At 70.5% G+C, this 14,447-nt stretch carries 16 protein-coding genes and 1 pseudogene; 10 read left to right on the top strand and 7 right to left on the bottom strand.

The genetic code is table 11. The annotated features are described in order from the left end of the window. The first annotated feature begins 86 nt into the window (after positions 1–86). Together J2853_RS17375 and J2853_RS17370 are read left to right on the top strand one after the other, a co-directional pair. Positions 87–293 (top strand): hypothetical protein, encoded by a 207-nt coding sequence (locus tag J2853_RS17375; protein ID WP_307559185.1) that lies wholly within the window; start codon positions 87–89, stop codon positions 291–293. Positions 294–317: 24 nt separating this feature from the next. Beyond that, on the top strand, positions 318–551 hold the full coding sequence (locus J2853_RS17370) for an HGxxPAAW family protein (protein WP_307559183.1): 234 nt from the start codon (positions 318–320) through the stop codon (positions 549–551). Between the two features lie 48 nt (positions 552–599). Here the strand turns inward: J2853_RS17370 and J2853_RS17365 are convergent, their stop codons facing one another. The 3 genes from J2853_RS17365 to J2853_RS17355 form a co-directional block, all read right to left on the bottom strand. Beyond that, a complete protein-coding gene (locus J2853_RS17365; RefSeq protein WP_307559181.1) occupies positions 600–944 on the bottom strand; it encodes an anti-sigma factor antagonist in 345 nt (114 codons plus the stop codon). Positions 945–1,008: 64 nt separating this feature from the next. Beyond that, positions 1,009–1,695, bottom strand: a complete 687-nt coding sequence (locus tag J2853_RS17360; RefSeq protein WP_307559179.1) for a response regulator — start codon at positions 1,693–1,695, stop codon at positions 1,009–1,011. Continuing rightward, the gene (locus J2853_RS17355; protein ID WP_307568706.1) at positions 1,692–3,278 is read right to left on the bottom strand and encodes an ATP-binding protein; all 1,587 of its coding nucleotides are present in this window, start codon (positions 3,276–3,278) and stop codon (positions 1,692–1,694) included. The genes J2853_RS17360 and J2853_RS17355 overlap by 4 nt, the downstream gene beginning before the upstream one ends. A gap of 102 nt (positions 3,279–3,380) precedes the next feature. On the opposite strand from J2853_RS17355, the gene J2853_RS17350 reads away from it, so the two are divergent. The 3 genes from J2853_RS17350 to J2853_RS17340 all read left to right on the top strand — a co-directional run bounded on the left by J2853_RS17350 (position 3,381) and on the right by J2853_RS17340 (position 7,753). Continuing rightward, positions 3,381–4,721, top strand: a complete 1,341-nt coding sequence (locus J2853_RS17350) for a cation:dicarboxylate symporter family transporter (RefSeq protein WP_307559177.1) — start codon at positions 3,381–3,383, stop codon at positions 4,719–4,721. A 226-nt stretch (positions 4,722–4,947) separates the two neighbouring features. Further along, on the top strand, positions 4,948–6,738 hold the full coding sequence (locus tag J2853_RS17345) for an aldehyde ferredoxin oxidoreductase C-terminal domain-containing protein (protein WP_307559175.1): 1,791 nt from the start codon (positions 4,948–4,950) through the stop codon (positions 6,736–6,738). 172 nt (positions 6,739–6,910) lie between these two features. Then, positions 6,911–7,753 carry an amidohydrolase family protein gene (locus J2853_RS17340; protein WP_307559173.1) on the top strand — a complete coding sequence of 281 codons (843 nt, stop codon included), beginning with the start codon at positions 6,911–6,913 and terminating at the stop codon, positions 7,751–7,753. Between the two features lie 339 nt (positions 7,754–8,092). Here J2853_RS17340 and J2853_RS17335 read toward each other — a convergent pair whose 3' ends face one another. Both J2853_RS17335 and J2853_RS17330 read right to left on the bottom strand, forming a co-directional pair. Next, positions 8,093–8,644: a Clp protease N-terminal domain-containing protein gene (locus J2853_RS17335; protein WP_307559172.1), complete on the bottom strand. Its 552-nt coding sequence runs from the start codon at positions 8,642–8,644 to the stop codon at positions 8,093–8,095. Positions 8,645–8,646: 2 nt separating this feature from the next. Beyond that, a complete protein-coding gene (locus J2853_RS17330; protein ID WP_307559170.1) occupies positions 8,647–8,874 on the bottom strand; it encodes a helix-turn-helix domain-containing protein in 228 nt (75 codons plus the stop codon). Between the two features lie 219 nt (positions 8,875–9,093). Here J2853_RS17330 and J2853_RS17325 point away from each other — a divergent pair, with 219 nt between their 5' ends. Continuing rightward, positions 9,094–9,456, top strand: a complete 363-nt coding sequence (locus J2853_RS17325) for a DUF2203 domain-containing protein (protein WP_307559168.1) — start codon at positions 9,094–9,096, stop codon at positions 9,454–9,456. Positions 9,457–9,465: 9 nt separating this feature from the next. Here J2853_RS17325 and J2853_RS17320 read toward each other — a convergent pair whose 3' ends face one another. Beyond that, entirely contained in the window at positions 9,466–9,876 is a 411-nt protein-coding gene (locus tag J2853_RS17320; RefSeq protein WP_307559166.1) for an organic hydroperoxide resistance protein, read from the bottom strand. Between the two features lie 63 nt (positions 9,877–9,939). Between J2853_RS17320 and J2853_RS47920 the strand changes: the two are divergent. Together J2853_RS47920 and J2853_RS17315 are read left to right on the top strand one after the other, a co-directional pair. Then, positions 9,940–10,020: pseudogene (locus J2853_RS47920) on the top strand (MarR family transcriptional regulator); the annotation flags it as partial. Positions 10,021–10,305: 285 nt separating this feature from the next. Beyond that, positions 10,306–10,608: a hypothetical protein gene (locus tag J2853_RS17315; RefSeq protein WP_307559164.1), complete on the top strand. Its 303-nt coding sequence runs from the start codon at positions 10,306–10,308 to the stop codon at positions 10,606–10,608. A 124-nt stretch (positions 10,609–10,732) separates the two neighbouring features. Here J2853_RS17315 and J2853_RS17310 read toward each other — a convergent pair whose 3' ends face one another. Continuing rightward, positions 10,733–11,734: a hypothetical protein gene (locus tag J2853_RS17310; RefSeq protein ID WP_307559162.1), complete on the bottom strand. Its 1,002-nt coding sequence runs from the start codon at positions 11,732–11,734 to the stop codon at positions 10,733–10,735. Between the two features lie 124 nt (positions 11,735–11,858). On the opposite strand from J2853_RS17310, the gene J2853_RS17305 reads away from it, so the two are divergent. Both J2853_RS17305 and J2853_RS17300 read left to right on the top strand, forming a co-directional pair. Next, a complete protein-coding gene (locus J2853_RS17305; RefSeq protein ID WP_307559160.1) occupies positions 11,859–13,037 on the top strand; it encodes an LLM class flavin-dependent oxidoreductase in 1,179 nt (392 codons plus the stop codon). Positions 13,038–13,085: 48 nt separating this feature from the next. Further along, the gene (locus J2853_RS17300; RefSeq protein ID WP_307559158.1) at positions 13,086–14,411 is read left to right on the top strand and encodes an NtaA/DmoA family FMN-dependent monooxygenase; all 1,326 of its coding nucleotides are present in this window, start codon (positions 13,086–13,088) and stop codon (positions 14,409–14,411) included. Positions 14,412–14,447: the final 36 nt, after the last annotated feature.

Here is a 14,447-nt window from a genome sequence, read left to right as displayed (position 1 = left end):
GTCCGGGACCGCCGCCGACCAGGGAGCTGAGCGAGCCACTGAGGCTCGGCCCCGGTACGCTGTCCTCGCTGCTGAAGCGTCTTGAGATGATCGGCTATATCCGGTGGTGGTACGACGGCCAGGACGAGCGCGTCCTGGTGGTCACGCTCAGTCCGGAGGGCCGGAAAGTCGCGCGGCCAGGCGGAGAGGATTCCGCCGGCGGTCATCGAAAGCCCGGGTACGACCTGGAGGAGCTGCCGAAGCTCCACCGGCCGCCGATCCGGGCGATCGCCACGGCGCACGCGCATTACTGATCCACGGAGAGGACGGGAAAGATCATGGCTGGTAGTCACGGAGGAAGCCCCAAGTCTTGGCTTGCGGTGATCATCATTCTGGCGGGGTTCACCGTCGGTGGCGTGGCCCTGTGCCTCGGCCCCAACTGGATGTTCTTCTGGGTGGGGGCCGGGATCGTCGCGATCGGCGGCGTGGTCGCCCTCGTGGTCGACATCTTCTCCGATGTGATCGTGGACGCGCCCCGGATGCCGATGGACCAGGCCCACCGCGGCCACTGAGCCCCGATGGGTCACGGTTGAGGCCGATCAGACCGGACGGCAGGCCGATCAGGTGCCCCGCAGAGCCTCCTCGACGGAGGGGGAGAGCTCAAAGGCGGGGCGCAGGCCGGTGATGGCGAGGATCCGCTCCAAGGTGCCGTGGACGCCGACGAGGGTCAGACGGGTGCCCAGGGCCTGGCTCCGCTGGAGACTCAGGATGAGCTCTCCGACTCCGGTGGAGTCACAGAAGGTGAGTTCGGTGACGTCGATGACGACCACGGAGGACACTCCCGACTCCCAGGCCTTGGTCATCTCGCTGCGGAAGACGGGGGCGTGCTGGTAGTCGAGTTCTCCGCGGGCCTGGACGACGAACGCCGTGCCGTGCGGACTCGATGACGCTGTGAAAAAGGGCATGCTTCACTCCTGAAGCCCGCGGGTGGCAGGGCGGACTGCTTATGTCCTACCAGTTCCGCGGCCGTTATGACGTACGGAGCTCCAGGAGCCGGTAGAGCAGCTCGGGACGTCCCAGCCCGCCGTACTGCGGAACCCTGCGGGCGATCCCGCTCTCCGTGAGGTATTCCAGGTAGCGGCGGGCGGTCACCCGGGAGACGCCGATCGCGGTGCCCGCGGCCTGCGCGGACAGGCCTTCGGAGGCCTTGCGCAGTTCGGCCAGGATGGCGTCGAGGGTGGCCGGGGTCATTCCCTTCGGCAGCGGATTGTGCGCCGGGCCCCACAGGGTGGCGAGGGCGCGGTCCACCTCGCTCTGGCCGCTGGCCTCGCCCGAGCCGTCCACCGACGACCGGAACTCCGCGTAGCGCATGAGTTTCTCGTTCAACGAGGCGAACGTGAACGGCTTGAGCAGATACTGGGCCACCCCGACCGACACCGCGGACCTGACCACCGACAGGTCGCGCGCGGAGGTGATCGCGATGACGTCGGACAGCACGCCGGCGGCCCGCAGTGCCCGGCACACCTCCAGGCCGTGCATGTCGGGCAGGTAGAGGTCGAGCAGGATCAGGTCGACCGGGTGCCGCCGCAGGAAGCGCAGCGCCTCCCCGCCGGTCCTGGCCACCCCGTCCACCCGGAAACCGGGCACCCGCTCCACGAAGAGGCGGTTCGCCTCGGCGGTGATCTCCTCGTCTTCGACGACCAGCACCGAGATCATGAAACGCGCGCTTCCCGCGGCAGCGGCAGCCGTACGGTGAACACCGCGCCCGGCCCGTTGCCCACGTCGATCACGCCGCCCAGGCGGTTCACGGCCTGCCCGACCATGGCCAGCCCGAGGCCCCGGCCGTCGCCCTTGGTGGTCCAGCCCTGCTGGAAGGCCTTGCTCGCCGTGGCGGGGTCGAGCCCCTGGCCGCTGTCGGCGACGCTGATCAGGAAGGTCGTCTCGTCGGCCCGCAGGGACACCTCCACCCGCGCGGGCGGGGCGCCCGCCATGGCCGCGTCGACCGCGTTGTCGATCAGGTTGCCGAGGATCGTCACCAGATCCCGGTCGTCCAGGTCGATGTCGTCGAGCTCGGTGTCCGGGCTGATCACCAGTTCCACGCCGCGCTCCCCGGCCTCGGCGTTCTTGCCCAGCAGCAGCGCGGCGAGCACGGGCTCGCGCACGGCCCCCACCACCCGGTCGGTGAGCTGCTGCGCCGCCTTGATCTCCGCGGTCGCGAACGCCATCGCCTGTTCGGTGCGGCCCAGCTCGACGAGGGTGATGACGGTGTGCAGCCGGTTGGCCGACTCGTGGGCGGTGGCCCGCAGGGAGTCGGCGAAGCCTCGTTCGGCGTTGAGCTGCCCGGTCAGGGACTGCAACTCGGTGTGGTCGCGCAGGGTGACCGCGATTCCGAGTGAGCGGTTGCCCGACCGGACCATGGCGACGTTCACCACGAGCGTCCGCTCTCCTGTCATGTGGATCTCATCGGTCCGGGTCTCCCCGCTCGTCAGGAGCTCGGCGAGGGAAGGGGCGAGACCCAGTTCGGTGACGTGCCGCCCGCTCACGTCGCCGTACAGGCCGAGGAGCTCCCCGGCGCCATCGTTGCACAACGTCACCCTGCCCGCGTCGTCGACGAGCAGCAGCCCTTCCCGTACGGCGTGCAGGATCGCGTCGTGGTACTCGTACATCCGGCTGAGCTCGGCGGGGCCCATCCCGTGGGTCTGGCGGCGCAGCCGGGTCCCGACCAGGTAGGTGCCGATCCCGCCGACGGACAGGCCGAGCAGGCCGATGAGCGCGACGCCGGCGATCTGTCCCCGGGTCCTCACCCCGATCTGGTCGATCGTGATGCCCGCGCTGACCAGGCCCTTCACGGTGCCGTCGGAGTCGCGTACCGGCGCGACGGCGCGGACCGAGGGGCCGAGGGTGCCCGTGTAGGTCTCGGTGAACGTCTCGCCCTTCAGCGCGCGCGTGGTGTTGCCGAGGAAATGGCCGCCGATCTGGGCGGGGTTGGGGTGGGTGTAGCGGATCCCGCTCGGGCTCATGATCGTGATGAAGTCGACCCCGGTCTCCAGCCGGACCCGTTCGGCGTAGGGCTGCAGGACGGCGGAGTCGCCGAGGCCCGCCAGGACCGAGGGGGAGTCTGCCACGCTGACGGCCACCGCCTCCGCCCTCCTGCTGGCCTCGTCGCCGAGCAGGTCTCCCGCCTGGGAGAAGGCCAGAAGCGCGCTCCCCGCCACGGTGACCCCGACCACGACCGTCTGCAACACGAGCATCTGCCGGGCCAGACTCCAGCGGTGTATCCGTCTCGGCAGTTCTCTCATGTCCACAACCAAAATGTACGCAATGGTGACTTGGATCACAGGGGGAGGACATAGTCGCTCGGCCAGAGTTTTTGTCTAGACCCGGAAGACCGAGTGTCTCTTATGTCCCGAGATCGTACTCATTATCTATATATTGCAGTAATTGTCGCAGTGGTCGTTGGGATCACCGTCGGGCTCGTCACCCCCGACCTTGGCGTGGCCCTGAAGCCACTGGGCACGGCCTTCGTGGCGCTGATCAAGATGATGATCAGTCCCATCATCTTCTGCACCATCGTCCTCGGCGTCGGATCGGTCACCAAGGCCGCCAAGGTCGGCAAGGTCGGCGGCCTGGCGCTCGGTTACTTCCTCGTCATGTCGACCGTCGCGCTGGCCATCGGCCTGATCGTGGGCAACCTGGTCGACCCCGGCCACGGCCTCCAGCTCACCGACGAGCTCCGCAAGGCCGCCGAGGCCGAAGCCGCCAAGGGCGGCGAGAGCGACACGGTGACGTTCCTGCTGGGGATCATCCCCACCACGCTGGTGTCGGCGTTCACCGAGGGCCAGGTGCTGCAGACGCTGCTCGTCGCGCTGCTCACCGGATTCGCCCTGCTGGCCATGGGGGAGCGGGCCACGCCCATCCTGAACGGCATCGGGCACATCCAGCGGCTCGTCTTCCGGATCCTCTCCATGATCATGTGGGCCGCCCCCGTCGGCGCCTTCGGCGCGATGGCCGCGGTGGTCGGCGCCACCGGCGTGGACGCGCTCAAGAGCCTCGGCGTCATCATGCTCGCCTTCTACGTGACCTGCGTGCTCTTCGTGTTCGGCATTCTCGGGCCGATGCTCTGGATGGTCGCCAAGGTCAACCTGGTCTCGCTGCTGCGCTATCTCGGCAGGGAGTTCCTGCTGATCCTGTCCACCTCGTCCTCGGAGTCGGCCCTCCCCCGCCTGATCGCCAAGATGGAGCACCTCGGCGTGAGCCGTCCCGTCGTCGGCATCACCGTGCCGACCGGATACTCCTTCAACCTGGACGGCACCGCCATCTACCTGACGATGTCCACCCTGTTCGTCGCGAGCGCCACCGGCGCACCGCTGTCCTTCGGCGAGCAGATCTCCCTGCTGGTCTTCATGATGATCGCGTCGAAGGGCGCCGCCGGCGTCACCGGCGCCGGTCTGGCCACCCTCGCCGGCGGCCTGCAGTCGCACCGCCCCGACCTGGTCGACGGAGTCGGCCTCATCGTCGGCATCGACCGCTTCATGTCCGAGGCGCGGGCACTGACCAACTTCGCGGGCAACGCGGTCGCCACCGTCCTGGTCGGCACCTGGACCGGCGAGTTCGACCGGGAACGCGCGGCCGCGGTGCTGTCGGGGCAGGCGCCCTTCGACGAGACCACCCTCCTGGACGACGACAACGACCCCCCGGTGCCGCCCGCCGAGCGGTCCGACCCGGCGCTGTCGCCGGCGTAGCCGTCACCGCCCTTCCGAACGGCCCCCGCGAATCCGAGCCGGCCCCCTCCCGGGGGCAGGCGCGGTGAATCCTCGTCCCGCCGGTCGGGCAGGATGAGGAGGCGCACGCCCGGGGCTCCCCGCCACGGGACGTCGACGCGCCGGCTCGTGACGGACCGCGCCTCCCGTGGCGGGAACCGTGGGCCCGCGAGCCTCACCCGCCTGTGCCTGCCGAGGAGACCGCGCCATGCTCTTTGCCGTCGACCTGACCCGTGGAACCGTCGAGAGGGAGGATGGATCCGCCGAGGCGGATCACTTCGGCGGATCCGTCCTCGGGTTGCGGCTGCTCGCCGAACGCACACCCGCGGGACTGGATCCGTATGATCCGCGGGCGCTCGTCTACATCGCGGCCGGCGTGCTGGGAGGCGTGCGGGGACCGGGGCTGGCCAAGTCGGTGTTCCTGGCCAAGTCGCCGCTGACCGGGGTGGCCGGAGAGACTCACGCGCTGGGGCCGTTCGCGGCGGGCCTTCGCGGCGCGGGCGCCGGGGCCCTGGCGATCACCGGACGCGCGGAGGCGCTCTCCTACCTTCTGGTCACCGGCGGCCACGTCTCGATTCACGCCGCGGGGGAACTGCGGGGGCTGGGCACCGCCGCCACGACCGACGCCCTGCGCGCCCGCCACGGCCTGGCCGCCCATGTCGCGGCGATCGGGCCGGCGGGGGAGAACCTGGTCCGCTACGCGAGCGTGGTGACCGACCACGCCTTCGCCGCGGCGAGATACGGCGTGGGCGCGGTCTTCGGCGCCAAGAACCTCAAGGCGATCGTGTGCGTGGGAGACGCCGAGGTTCCCGTCGCCAACCCGGACGCGCTGGCCGGCCTGGCCGCCTTCTACCGGGAGGCGATCCCCGGCAACCGGCTCGCCGCGCTCCAGCACGGCGAGCCCGGGTTCGCCGGGTGGGTGGGCGACATCCCGGATCCCGGCTACGTGGCCGTGCGGAACTTCTCCGTCCCGGGTGAGAACGGCCTGCGGCCGATCGCCCCGCACGCCTACGACGGGCGGGCGGTGGCGACGGAGGGCGGGTGCCCCGGCTGCCCCAACGACTGCCTCAAGGTGTACGCCCCGCCGGGGACGCCCGAGCGAAGGTCCGGCGGGCTGGGCCAGGAGGCGGTCCTGTCGCTCGGCTGGAACCTGGGGATCGACGACCTCGACACGGTGCTCGGCGCCAACGCGCTCTGCCACGACCTCGGCCTCGACCCGGTCTCCCTCGGCGGGACGCTCGCCTTCGCGATGGAGTGCGCCTCCCGCGGCCTGCTGCCCGCGGGACCCGCCTTCGGTGACGCCGACGCGCTCGCCGGTCTGGTCCGGGACGTCGCGCTGCGAGGCGGGGCCCTCGGAGACCTGCTCGCCGAGGGATCGGCCCGCGCCTCCCGTCTGATCGGCCCCGAGGCGGCGCCGTACGCGATGACCGTCAAGGGCGCCGAGGTGCCGTGTTTCGACCCGAGAGTCCAGCCGGGGATCGGGATCGGCTACGCCGCGGCTCCGAACGGGCCACGCTATGACGCGCTGGAGCACGACCTCGACTTCGATCCCGACCTCGGCCTGCCGTACTCCTTCCCCGAGGCGGCGCGGATCGGCGTCGAGCCCGCCGAGGCGGTCGCGCTGGACGCCGAGCGGGGACGCCGCAGCGCCCGTCTGCTGCGGCTGTGGAGCGCCCTGGACGCGCTCAACCTCTGCGTCTTCGCCGGTTCCCCCACCAGGCCGCTGACGATCGGCCATCTGACGTCGCTGGTCACCGCCGTCTCCGGAGCGGGGTTCACCACGGAGGATCTGCTCGACATCGGTCAGCGACGCCTCGACCTGATGCGCGCCTACGCGTCACGGGAGGAGGGCGGGCCCGACGAGCTGCCCGGACGCTTCCACGACGAGCCGATCACCTCGGGGCCGTACGCGGGCGCGGTGCTGGCGCGCGACGCCTTCGCGCGAGCGCGCCAGAGCTTCTACGAGGAACTGGGCTGGAACGCCCCCGCGCTCGGGTAGCGACCGCCCCTTCCCCGGCCCCGGGCTCCCCGGGTTCGGCCGGACCTCCCGGAGCTCGACCGGCGCCGGTCCGGCGGGACGTACGGATCATGAGCCCGTAAGCTCGGTGGCGTCGACGCCACCGGCAGGACGCCGTGGCACGCTCACGCGATCGACCAACGAGGAGGGGTGAATGTCCGTCATCGATTCCCACCAGCATTTCTGGAACCTGGAGACGGGTTCCTACGCGTGGCCGACGGCGGAGGTGGAGCCGATCTTCCGTACCTTCGTCCCGGAGGAGCTCATCCCGCAGCTCGCCGCCGCGGGGGTGGACCGGACCGTGCTGGTCCAGGCGACGGACTCCTACGCCGACACCGATGCCATGCTGGCGCAGGCGCAGGCCCACGACTTCATCGCCGCCGTGGTCGGCTGGGTGCCGCTGGACCGGCCCGGAGAGGCGGCCGAGGCGCTGGAGCGATACGGCAGGCATCCGAAGTTCGCCGGGGTCCGGCACCTCATCCACAACGATCCCGACCCCGACTGGGTGATCCGGGAACCGGTGATCGAGGGACTCGGCCTCCTCTCCGCCGCGGGGCTGCCCTTCGACGTGGTCGCCGTGCTGCCCAGGCACCTGGAGCATGTGCCGGTCCTCGCCGAGCGCGTGCCGGGTCTGCGACTGGTCATCGACCACCTGGCCAAGCCGCCGATCAAGGAGAGAGGCTGGGAGCCGTGGGCGTCGCTGATCGCCCGCGCCGCCGAGCACCCCAACGTGTACGCCAAGGTCTCCGGCCTCAACACCGCCGCCGACGCCGAGACCTGGACCGCCGAGGATCTCCGGCCCTACGTCGAGCACGCGATCGAGGTGTTCGGCCCCGAGCGGCTGATGTTCGGCAGCGACTGGCCGGTGGCCCTGCTCGCGGGCGACTACGCCAAGGTGTGGAAGGAGACCGGAGTGCTTCTCGCGGGCCTCGCCGACGCCGACCGGGACGCCGTCCTCGGCGGCACGGCCGCCCGCTTCTACGGGATCGGGGCCTGACCGCGGGATCACGGCCGGTCTCGGCGGCACGGCCGCCCGTTTCTACGGGATCGGGGCCTGACCGCGGGATCACGGCCGGTCTCGGCGGCACGGCCGCCCGTTTCTGCGGGATCGGGGCCTGACCGCGGGATCACGGCCGGTCTCGGCGGCACGGCCGCCCGTTTCTGCGGGATCGGGGCCTGACCGCGGGATCACGTGCGGGGTGGGAGCGCGGTGGCGGCCGAGACCGGCGTGGACGGCGGCGCCGTGGTCACGCCCGTGCCGGACCTCGTCCGCGACCGGCCCCGTCCGGCGAGGTCTCCAGGGGTCGCGTGCGGGCACGATCGAGGCGGGGACCGCTCAGGCCGGCCTGCGCAGGAAGTCCAGGCTTCTCGCCAGCGGGAGCAGGTCGACGCCGAGGCGGCGCAGGATCGACACGGAGGCGTTCGAGCCGTCCGCCAGCAGGCCCCTCAGCAGGTCCTCGTCCGTCACCCGTGCGGAGGAACCGCGCCAGTTCCCGGCGACTTCGACGACCTTTCTCGCCCTGTCCGTGAGGGGGAGGTCGCCGACCGGGCCGATGAGCGTCACGTTCAGCGGGCGGACTCGGGAGCGGCGCAGCCGCCACGCCGACGGGTCGTCCCGCCGGACGGGGATCCGGCGGCGGATCTCGTCCAGGTCGATGCCGAGGGTGGCCAGCAGCTCACGATCGCCCGACCGGTTCTCCGCCGCCCGGCGCTTCGCTATCTCCGCTCGGACCGCCTCGGGGGTGACCGTGAAGCCCGCCACCGGCCAGGACTCGGCCAGGGCGAGGAGGAACATGTCCTCGTCGAGCGTGGTGCGGCCCTCGTCGAGGGTCAGAAGACCGGCGCGGACGGTGATCCGTCGGGCCTCCGGGGTGAATCTGGCGAACATCGTCATCTCCCGCCGTCGATGATCCGGTGTGCGTGCTTCCTGTGTGCCGTCTGCCGTTTCACGCCGAGTGCCGCGGCGATGGCCTCCCATGACGATCCTTGGAGCCGGGCGCTGGTGACGTGTGCCGCCTCAAGCTCCTCCAGGAGCCTTCGCAGGGCCGCCACGGCCGCCAGCGCGGCCACGGGGTCCTTGCCGCCGACGGCTTCGGCGAGTTCGTTTACCGATCCCATGGTGTCAGCATATGCTGACACTTTATTTTTGTCAGCATATGCTGACAGGCTTTTCCTGCGACCGGCGACCGGCGACCGGCGACCGGCGACCGGCGACCGGCGACCGGCGGCGAGTGGCGGGCGGCGGCGAGTGGCGGGCGGTGGGAAAGTGGTCATCGGGCGGCCGGATGGCCGCCCGGTCGCTGTGCGGGCTCATCGGCGAGGCGATAACGTTCGGGGGTGGACAGGATCTTCACCGTCAAGGAGGCGCGGGCGCTCATGCCCGCCCTGCTGAAGCGGACCGATGAGTTTGTGAGCATGCGCGGAAAGCTGGCCGAGCTCGCCCACGACCTTCGCGAGGACGGTGTGTCGGAGTCCGGCGGCCTGCCGGAGGCGAAGGCGCTCGAGGCGCGCCTGGACGAGATCCTCGGCTGGTTCGAGGCGGAGAGCATCGAGGTCAAGGGCATCGCGCCCCTGCTGGTGGACTTCCCCTCGACGCTCGGCGGGGTGTCGGTCCGGTTGTGCTGGCTCGAAGGGGACCGCGACCTGGCCTGGTATCACCGTTCCGAGCTCGGATTCGCCGGCCGCCGTCCCCTTCCCTGAGCGGGGCGGTTACTCGATCACAAGGCTGACGGGGATGTTGCCCCGGGTGGCATTGGAGTAGGGGCAGGTCTGGTGGGCGGCCTCCACCAGGGCGGTGCCCTCCTCGCCGTGCAACGCGTCGGGGAGTTCGACGCGCAGCGCCACGCTCAGCCCGAAGGTCTTCTCTTCCCGCACGAGGCCCACCTCGGCGGTCACCGAGACCTCGGAGACGTCGAGCTTCATCCGCTTGCCGACCAGTTGCAGCGCGCTGGCGAAGCAGGCGGCGTAGCCCGCCGCGAACAGCTGCTCGGGGTTGGTGCCCTCGCCCGACCCGCCGAGCTCCTTCGGTGAGGCGAGTGTCACGTCAAGCCGGTTGTCCGAGGACACCGCTCGTCCATCGCGGCCGGAGGCGGTGGCGATGGCGGTGTAGAGCGCGCTCATGGACTCTCCTTCTAGATTTATGTTCTGCATATTCATTGTGCACGATTTGATTGCCGGTCGGAGACGATCAAGGAGCTCGGCGCCGCCCTGCGGCTCGACTCGGGAACGTTGCCGCCGCTGCTCAAGAGGCTGGAGGCCGCCGGGCGCCGCCTCGCCGCCACCCTCGGCGGCGCTCTGTGACGGCCACGGCCGAGGACGCGCGCCGTGCGGTTCTGGCGCTGCTCGGGACCGGGTGACGTTCCGGGCGGAAGGGATCCGTCGGCGCGGAGGCCGATCGGCCGGGGCGGGGGACGGCCTGGTCGGAGACGTTAGGAAGCCCACATATCTCCTTGAGGCGGTCTGGGGCATGAATTTACTCGCCACATAAGGGATATTGTATACCGTATACAATATAGTTCGGTTCATCCCACCTATCTGGGGAGACCAGTCATGCCCTTGAAACCGAACCCCTTGTCAGACGAGGCCCGACGCGAGCTTCAGGACTGGGCCGCGCTGATGGTCGAGACCCGGAAGCTGGAAGCCATCATGGAGGTCCTGCGGAATCCGCAGGAGCCCTTCGTGTACAGAACCCTGGCCCACAAGCTTCATCTCTGCATCTACATCCTGTACCAGATCTACGACTGGATGCTGATCCACCAGCACGAGCTGGTGATGGACATCCTCATGCCGTTCCACTGCCCGAGGTGTGCCTACCGGATTCATCCTCCGGAGATGCTGGGCACCCCCGGCTGAGAGGACCCCGCCGTGGCGGGGCCTGTCTCGGCTGATGCGACGTTCCTCGTCGGAGACACGGAAGTCCCTGCCGGCCCGAAGCCCTCCTTCGGTGGACAACGCGCCCGTGACCTGTGGCCGGGGTTCAGGAGGTTCCGCTGAGGTGGACCTCCCGGGCCAGTTTCGTCACCTGGCCGGTGGAGCGTTGCCAGGTGGTCGTCGAGGGGTGGGCGGTGAGCAGGACCATGATCCAGCGCTCCTTCGGGCCGACGAGCCCGGTGGTGTGCAGCACCGGGCGGCCGAAGTCGGGGACCGGGTGGACGGCGGCGGGTGTGACCCGCGCCGAGGCGGCGGCCGGCGTCGCGGGGAGTTCCGCGGTGCGCGAGAGCTCCGCGGTGGTGACGGCGGGCGCGGCGGGGAGCCCCGCGGTGTGGGAGAGGCTCGCGGTGGTGACGGCGGGCGTGGCGGGGAGTGCGGCGGTGTCCGACGTGGTCTTGAGGACGGTCGTCCGCCTGCATCGGGAGGGAGGCGTCGAGCCGTATCCGGACCAGCCCTGCTTGACCGCCCACGGGCCGCGGACCCCACGGGGGATCCCGAAATACTGGTCGAAACCGTCGGAGCCGCACTGCTCGGCCTTGCGCAGGTGGCCGAGGATCAGGTCGCTGACCCTGGGGGCGGCGCGGTCGAGCAGGTAGCGGTAGGTCTTGGCGATGTCCAGTGCGCTGATCGAGGTGTAGCCCCAGAAACCCGGCCAGCCTGAGGGCGGGGGAGCCGTGTCGGTCAGTCGCAGCTTGCGTGCCACCCGCTCGATGATCTTCCCTTGGCCTCCCCGGTTCCAGAAGGAGGTCGCCGCGTCGTCGTCGCTGACCCGCAGCATGGTCTTGAGCAGCGCGAGGTCGCCGGTGGAGACGCTCTTGTGCGACTCCAGGTAGTCGATCGCGATGAGGATCTTCACCGCCGACGCGGAGCGGAACTTCCGGTGGGCGTTGCGGTGTGAGGTGATCTTGCCCGTCTGGCGGTCGAAGACGACGTATCCGGCGGAGACTCCCGTCGGCACCTGCGGCGTGCTGGGGGCGGCGGCGGACACCGGTCCGGTGGCCGCCAGGAGGGGGATGGCTGTCGCGAGGATGGTCAGGAAGCGCTTCACTCGCAAATGCCTACCAGATCTCCGTGGGGCACGCCGGGCGGGCGAGCGGATCCAGTCCGCCAATCCGTTCTTAAAAACCAACTAAACATGTAGAGATTATGGGGTTTGGTGTTATCATTGAGACATGTCGGCAGCTTCTCTCCACCTCGCCGTCGCTCTCGACGGAGCCGGATGGCATCCGGCGGCCTGGCGTGACCCCGCCGCCTTTCCGAAAGACCTGTTCACCGCCGCCTACTGGGCCGCCCTGGTGGCCGAGGCCGAGCGCGGTCTGCTCGACTTCGTCACCATCGAGGATTCCCTCGCCCTGCAGAGCACGCGTCACGAGGGCCCGGACGGACGCACCGACCAGGTGCGCGGGCGTTTCGACGCCCTCCTCGTCGCCTCGCGGATCGCACCGCTGACCGGCAGGATCGGGCTGGTCCCCACGGTCACGACGACGCACACCGAGCCCTTCCACATCGCCAGTGGCCTGGCCACCCTCGACTACGTCAGCGGCGGGCGGGCCGGATGGCGCGCGCAGGTCTCGGGGCGCGGCGCCGAAGCCGCCCACTTCGGCCGCCGGGACATTCCCGGGCTGCGGCCGGAGAGCCTCGACGACCCCGAGACGGTCCGTCTCATCCACGAGTTGTTCGACGAGGCCGCGGACGTCGTCGAGGTGGTGCGCCGCCTCTGGGACAGCTGGGAGGACGACGCGGTCATCCGCGACGTGCCCACCGGCCGCTTCGTCGACCGCGACCGGTTGCACTACATCGACTTCGAGGGATCGCGCTTCAGTGTCAAAGGGCCCTCCATCGTCCCGAGGCCGCCCCAGGGCCAGCCGCCGGTCACCGCCCTGGCCCATGCCCGGGTGCCGTACGAGTTCGCAGCGCGCGGCGCCGACGTCGTCTACGTCACGCCGCACGACGCCGAACAGGCGCGCGCTATCGTGGAAGAGGTCCGGGGAATCGGCAACGACGTGCTGAAGATCTTCGCTGACCTGGTCGTCTACGTGGGCGAGGACGCCCGCGAGCGCAAGGCCCGCCTCGACGAGCTCGACGGTGCCGGCCACGTCTCCGACGCGGCGATCTTCACCGGCACGCCCGGCGAGCTCGCCGACCTGATCCTGGACTGGCGCCGCGCCGGCCTGGAAGGGTTCCGGCTGCGGCCCGCCGTGCTGCCGACCGATCTCGGCGCGATCACCAGGCGACTGGTGCCGGAGTTGCAGCGGCGCGGCGCCTTCCGTTCCGGGTACGAGGCGGCCACGCTCCGCGGTCACCTCGGACTGCCCCGTCCCGCCGGCCGCTACGCGGGGAGCCGCCGATGACTCCCTCTCCGGCCCCAAGCCCGGTGTCTCCACGCTCAAGGAGATTCGATGAAGCAGGTCATCCTCGCAGCCCACTTCCCGGGCGTGAACAACCACACGGTCTGGAGCGATCCGGCCTCGGGTAGCCAGATCGACTTCGCCTCGTTCGTCCACCTCGCGCGGACCGCCGAACGCGGCAGATTCGACTTCTTCTTCCTGGCGGACGGCCAGCGGTTGCGCGAGCAGCGCGGCAGGATCCACGATCTCGACGTGGTCGGCCGTCCCGACGCGCTCACCGTGCTCGCCGCCCTCGCCGCGGTGACCGACCGCCTCGGCCTGGCCGCGACGATCAACGCCACCTTCAACGAGCCCTACGAGATCGCCCGCAAGCTCGCCACCCTCGACCATCTGTCCGGTGGCCGGGCCGGCTGGAACATTGTCACCTCCTCCGACGCGTTCACCGGGGAGAACTTCCGCAGGGGCGGCTTCCTGGACCACTCCCAGCGCTACGAGCGCGCCGAGGAGTTCCTGCGGACCACCCGAGAGCTCTGGGACTCCTGGGTCCCGGAGGATCTCGTCGCCGATCCCGTCGCCGGCACGTTCGCCGCGGCGGACGCGGGGGCGTTCACCCACCACGGCGCCCAGTTCGACATCGGCGGCCACTTCACCGTGCCCCGCAGCCCGCAGCGCTACCCGCTGACCCTCCAGGCGGGCGACTCCGAGGAGGGCAGGGAGTTCGCCGCCTCCACCGCCGACGCCGTCTTCTCCCGGCACAGCACGCTGGAGGCCGGTCAGGCCTTCTACCGCGACGTCAAGTCCAGGCTCGCCGGACACGGCCGGTCTCCGGACTCCCTGAAGATCCTCCCCGGGGTCACGTTCGCGCTCGGCGACACCGACGCCGAGGCCCGGGAGAACGCCGACCACATCCGCCGCCAGCAGGTCAGCCCGCAGACCGCGATCCTGCTGCTGGAGCAACTGTGGAACCGTGACCTGTCGTCCTACGACCCCGACGGCCCGCTGCCGGACATCGATCCGGACGTCTCGGAAGACTCGATCATCAAGGGCCGCGCCCGGATGCACCGCGATCCGCTGAAGACGGCCGCGGAGTGGCGAGCCCTGGCCGAGGCGAAACGGCTGGGCATCCGTGACCTGATCATCGAGGTCACCGGCAGGCAGTCCTTCATCGGCTCGCCCGCGCGGATCGCCGAGGAGATCAACGAGTTCGTGCAGGCCGACGCCGCCGACGGCTTCATCCTGGTGCCGCATCTCACGCCGACCGGTCTGGACGGCTTCGTGGACAGGGTCGTGCCGCTGCTGCAGGAGCGCGGGGTCTTCCGCACCGACTACGAGACGACCACGCTACGCGGCCACCTGGGGCTGGAGAACGACCTGTGACCTCCTTTCCCGGGCCAGAGCCCGCCGAGGTCTCCA

Source organism: Streptosporangium lutulentum (genome assembly GCF_030811455.1).
GTDB lineage: Bacteria > Actinomycetota > Actinomycetes > Streptosporangiales > Streptosporangiaceae > Streptosporangium > Streptosporangium lutulentum.
The sequence above is the reverse complement of the archived record's forward strand: the minus strand, read 5'-3'. Positions and strand labels throughout refer to the sequence as shown.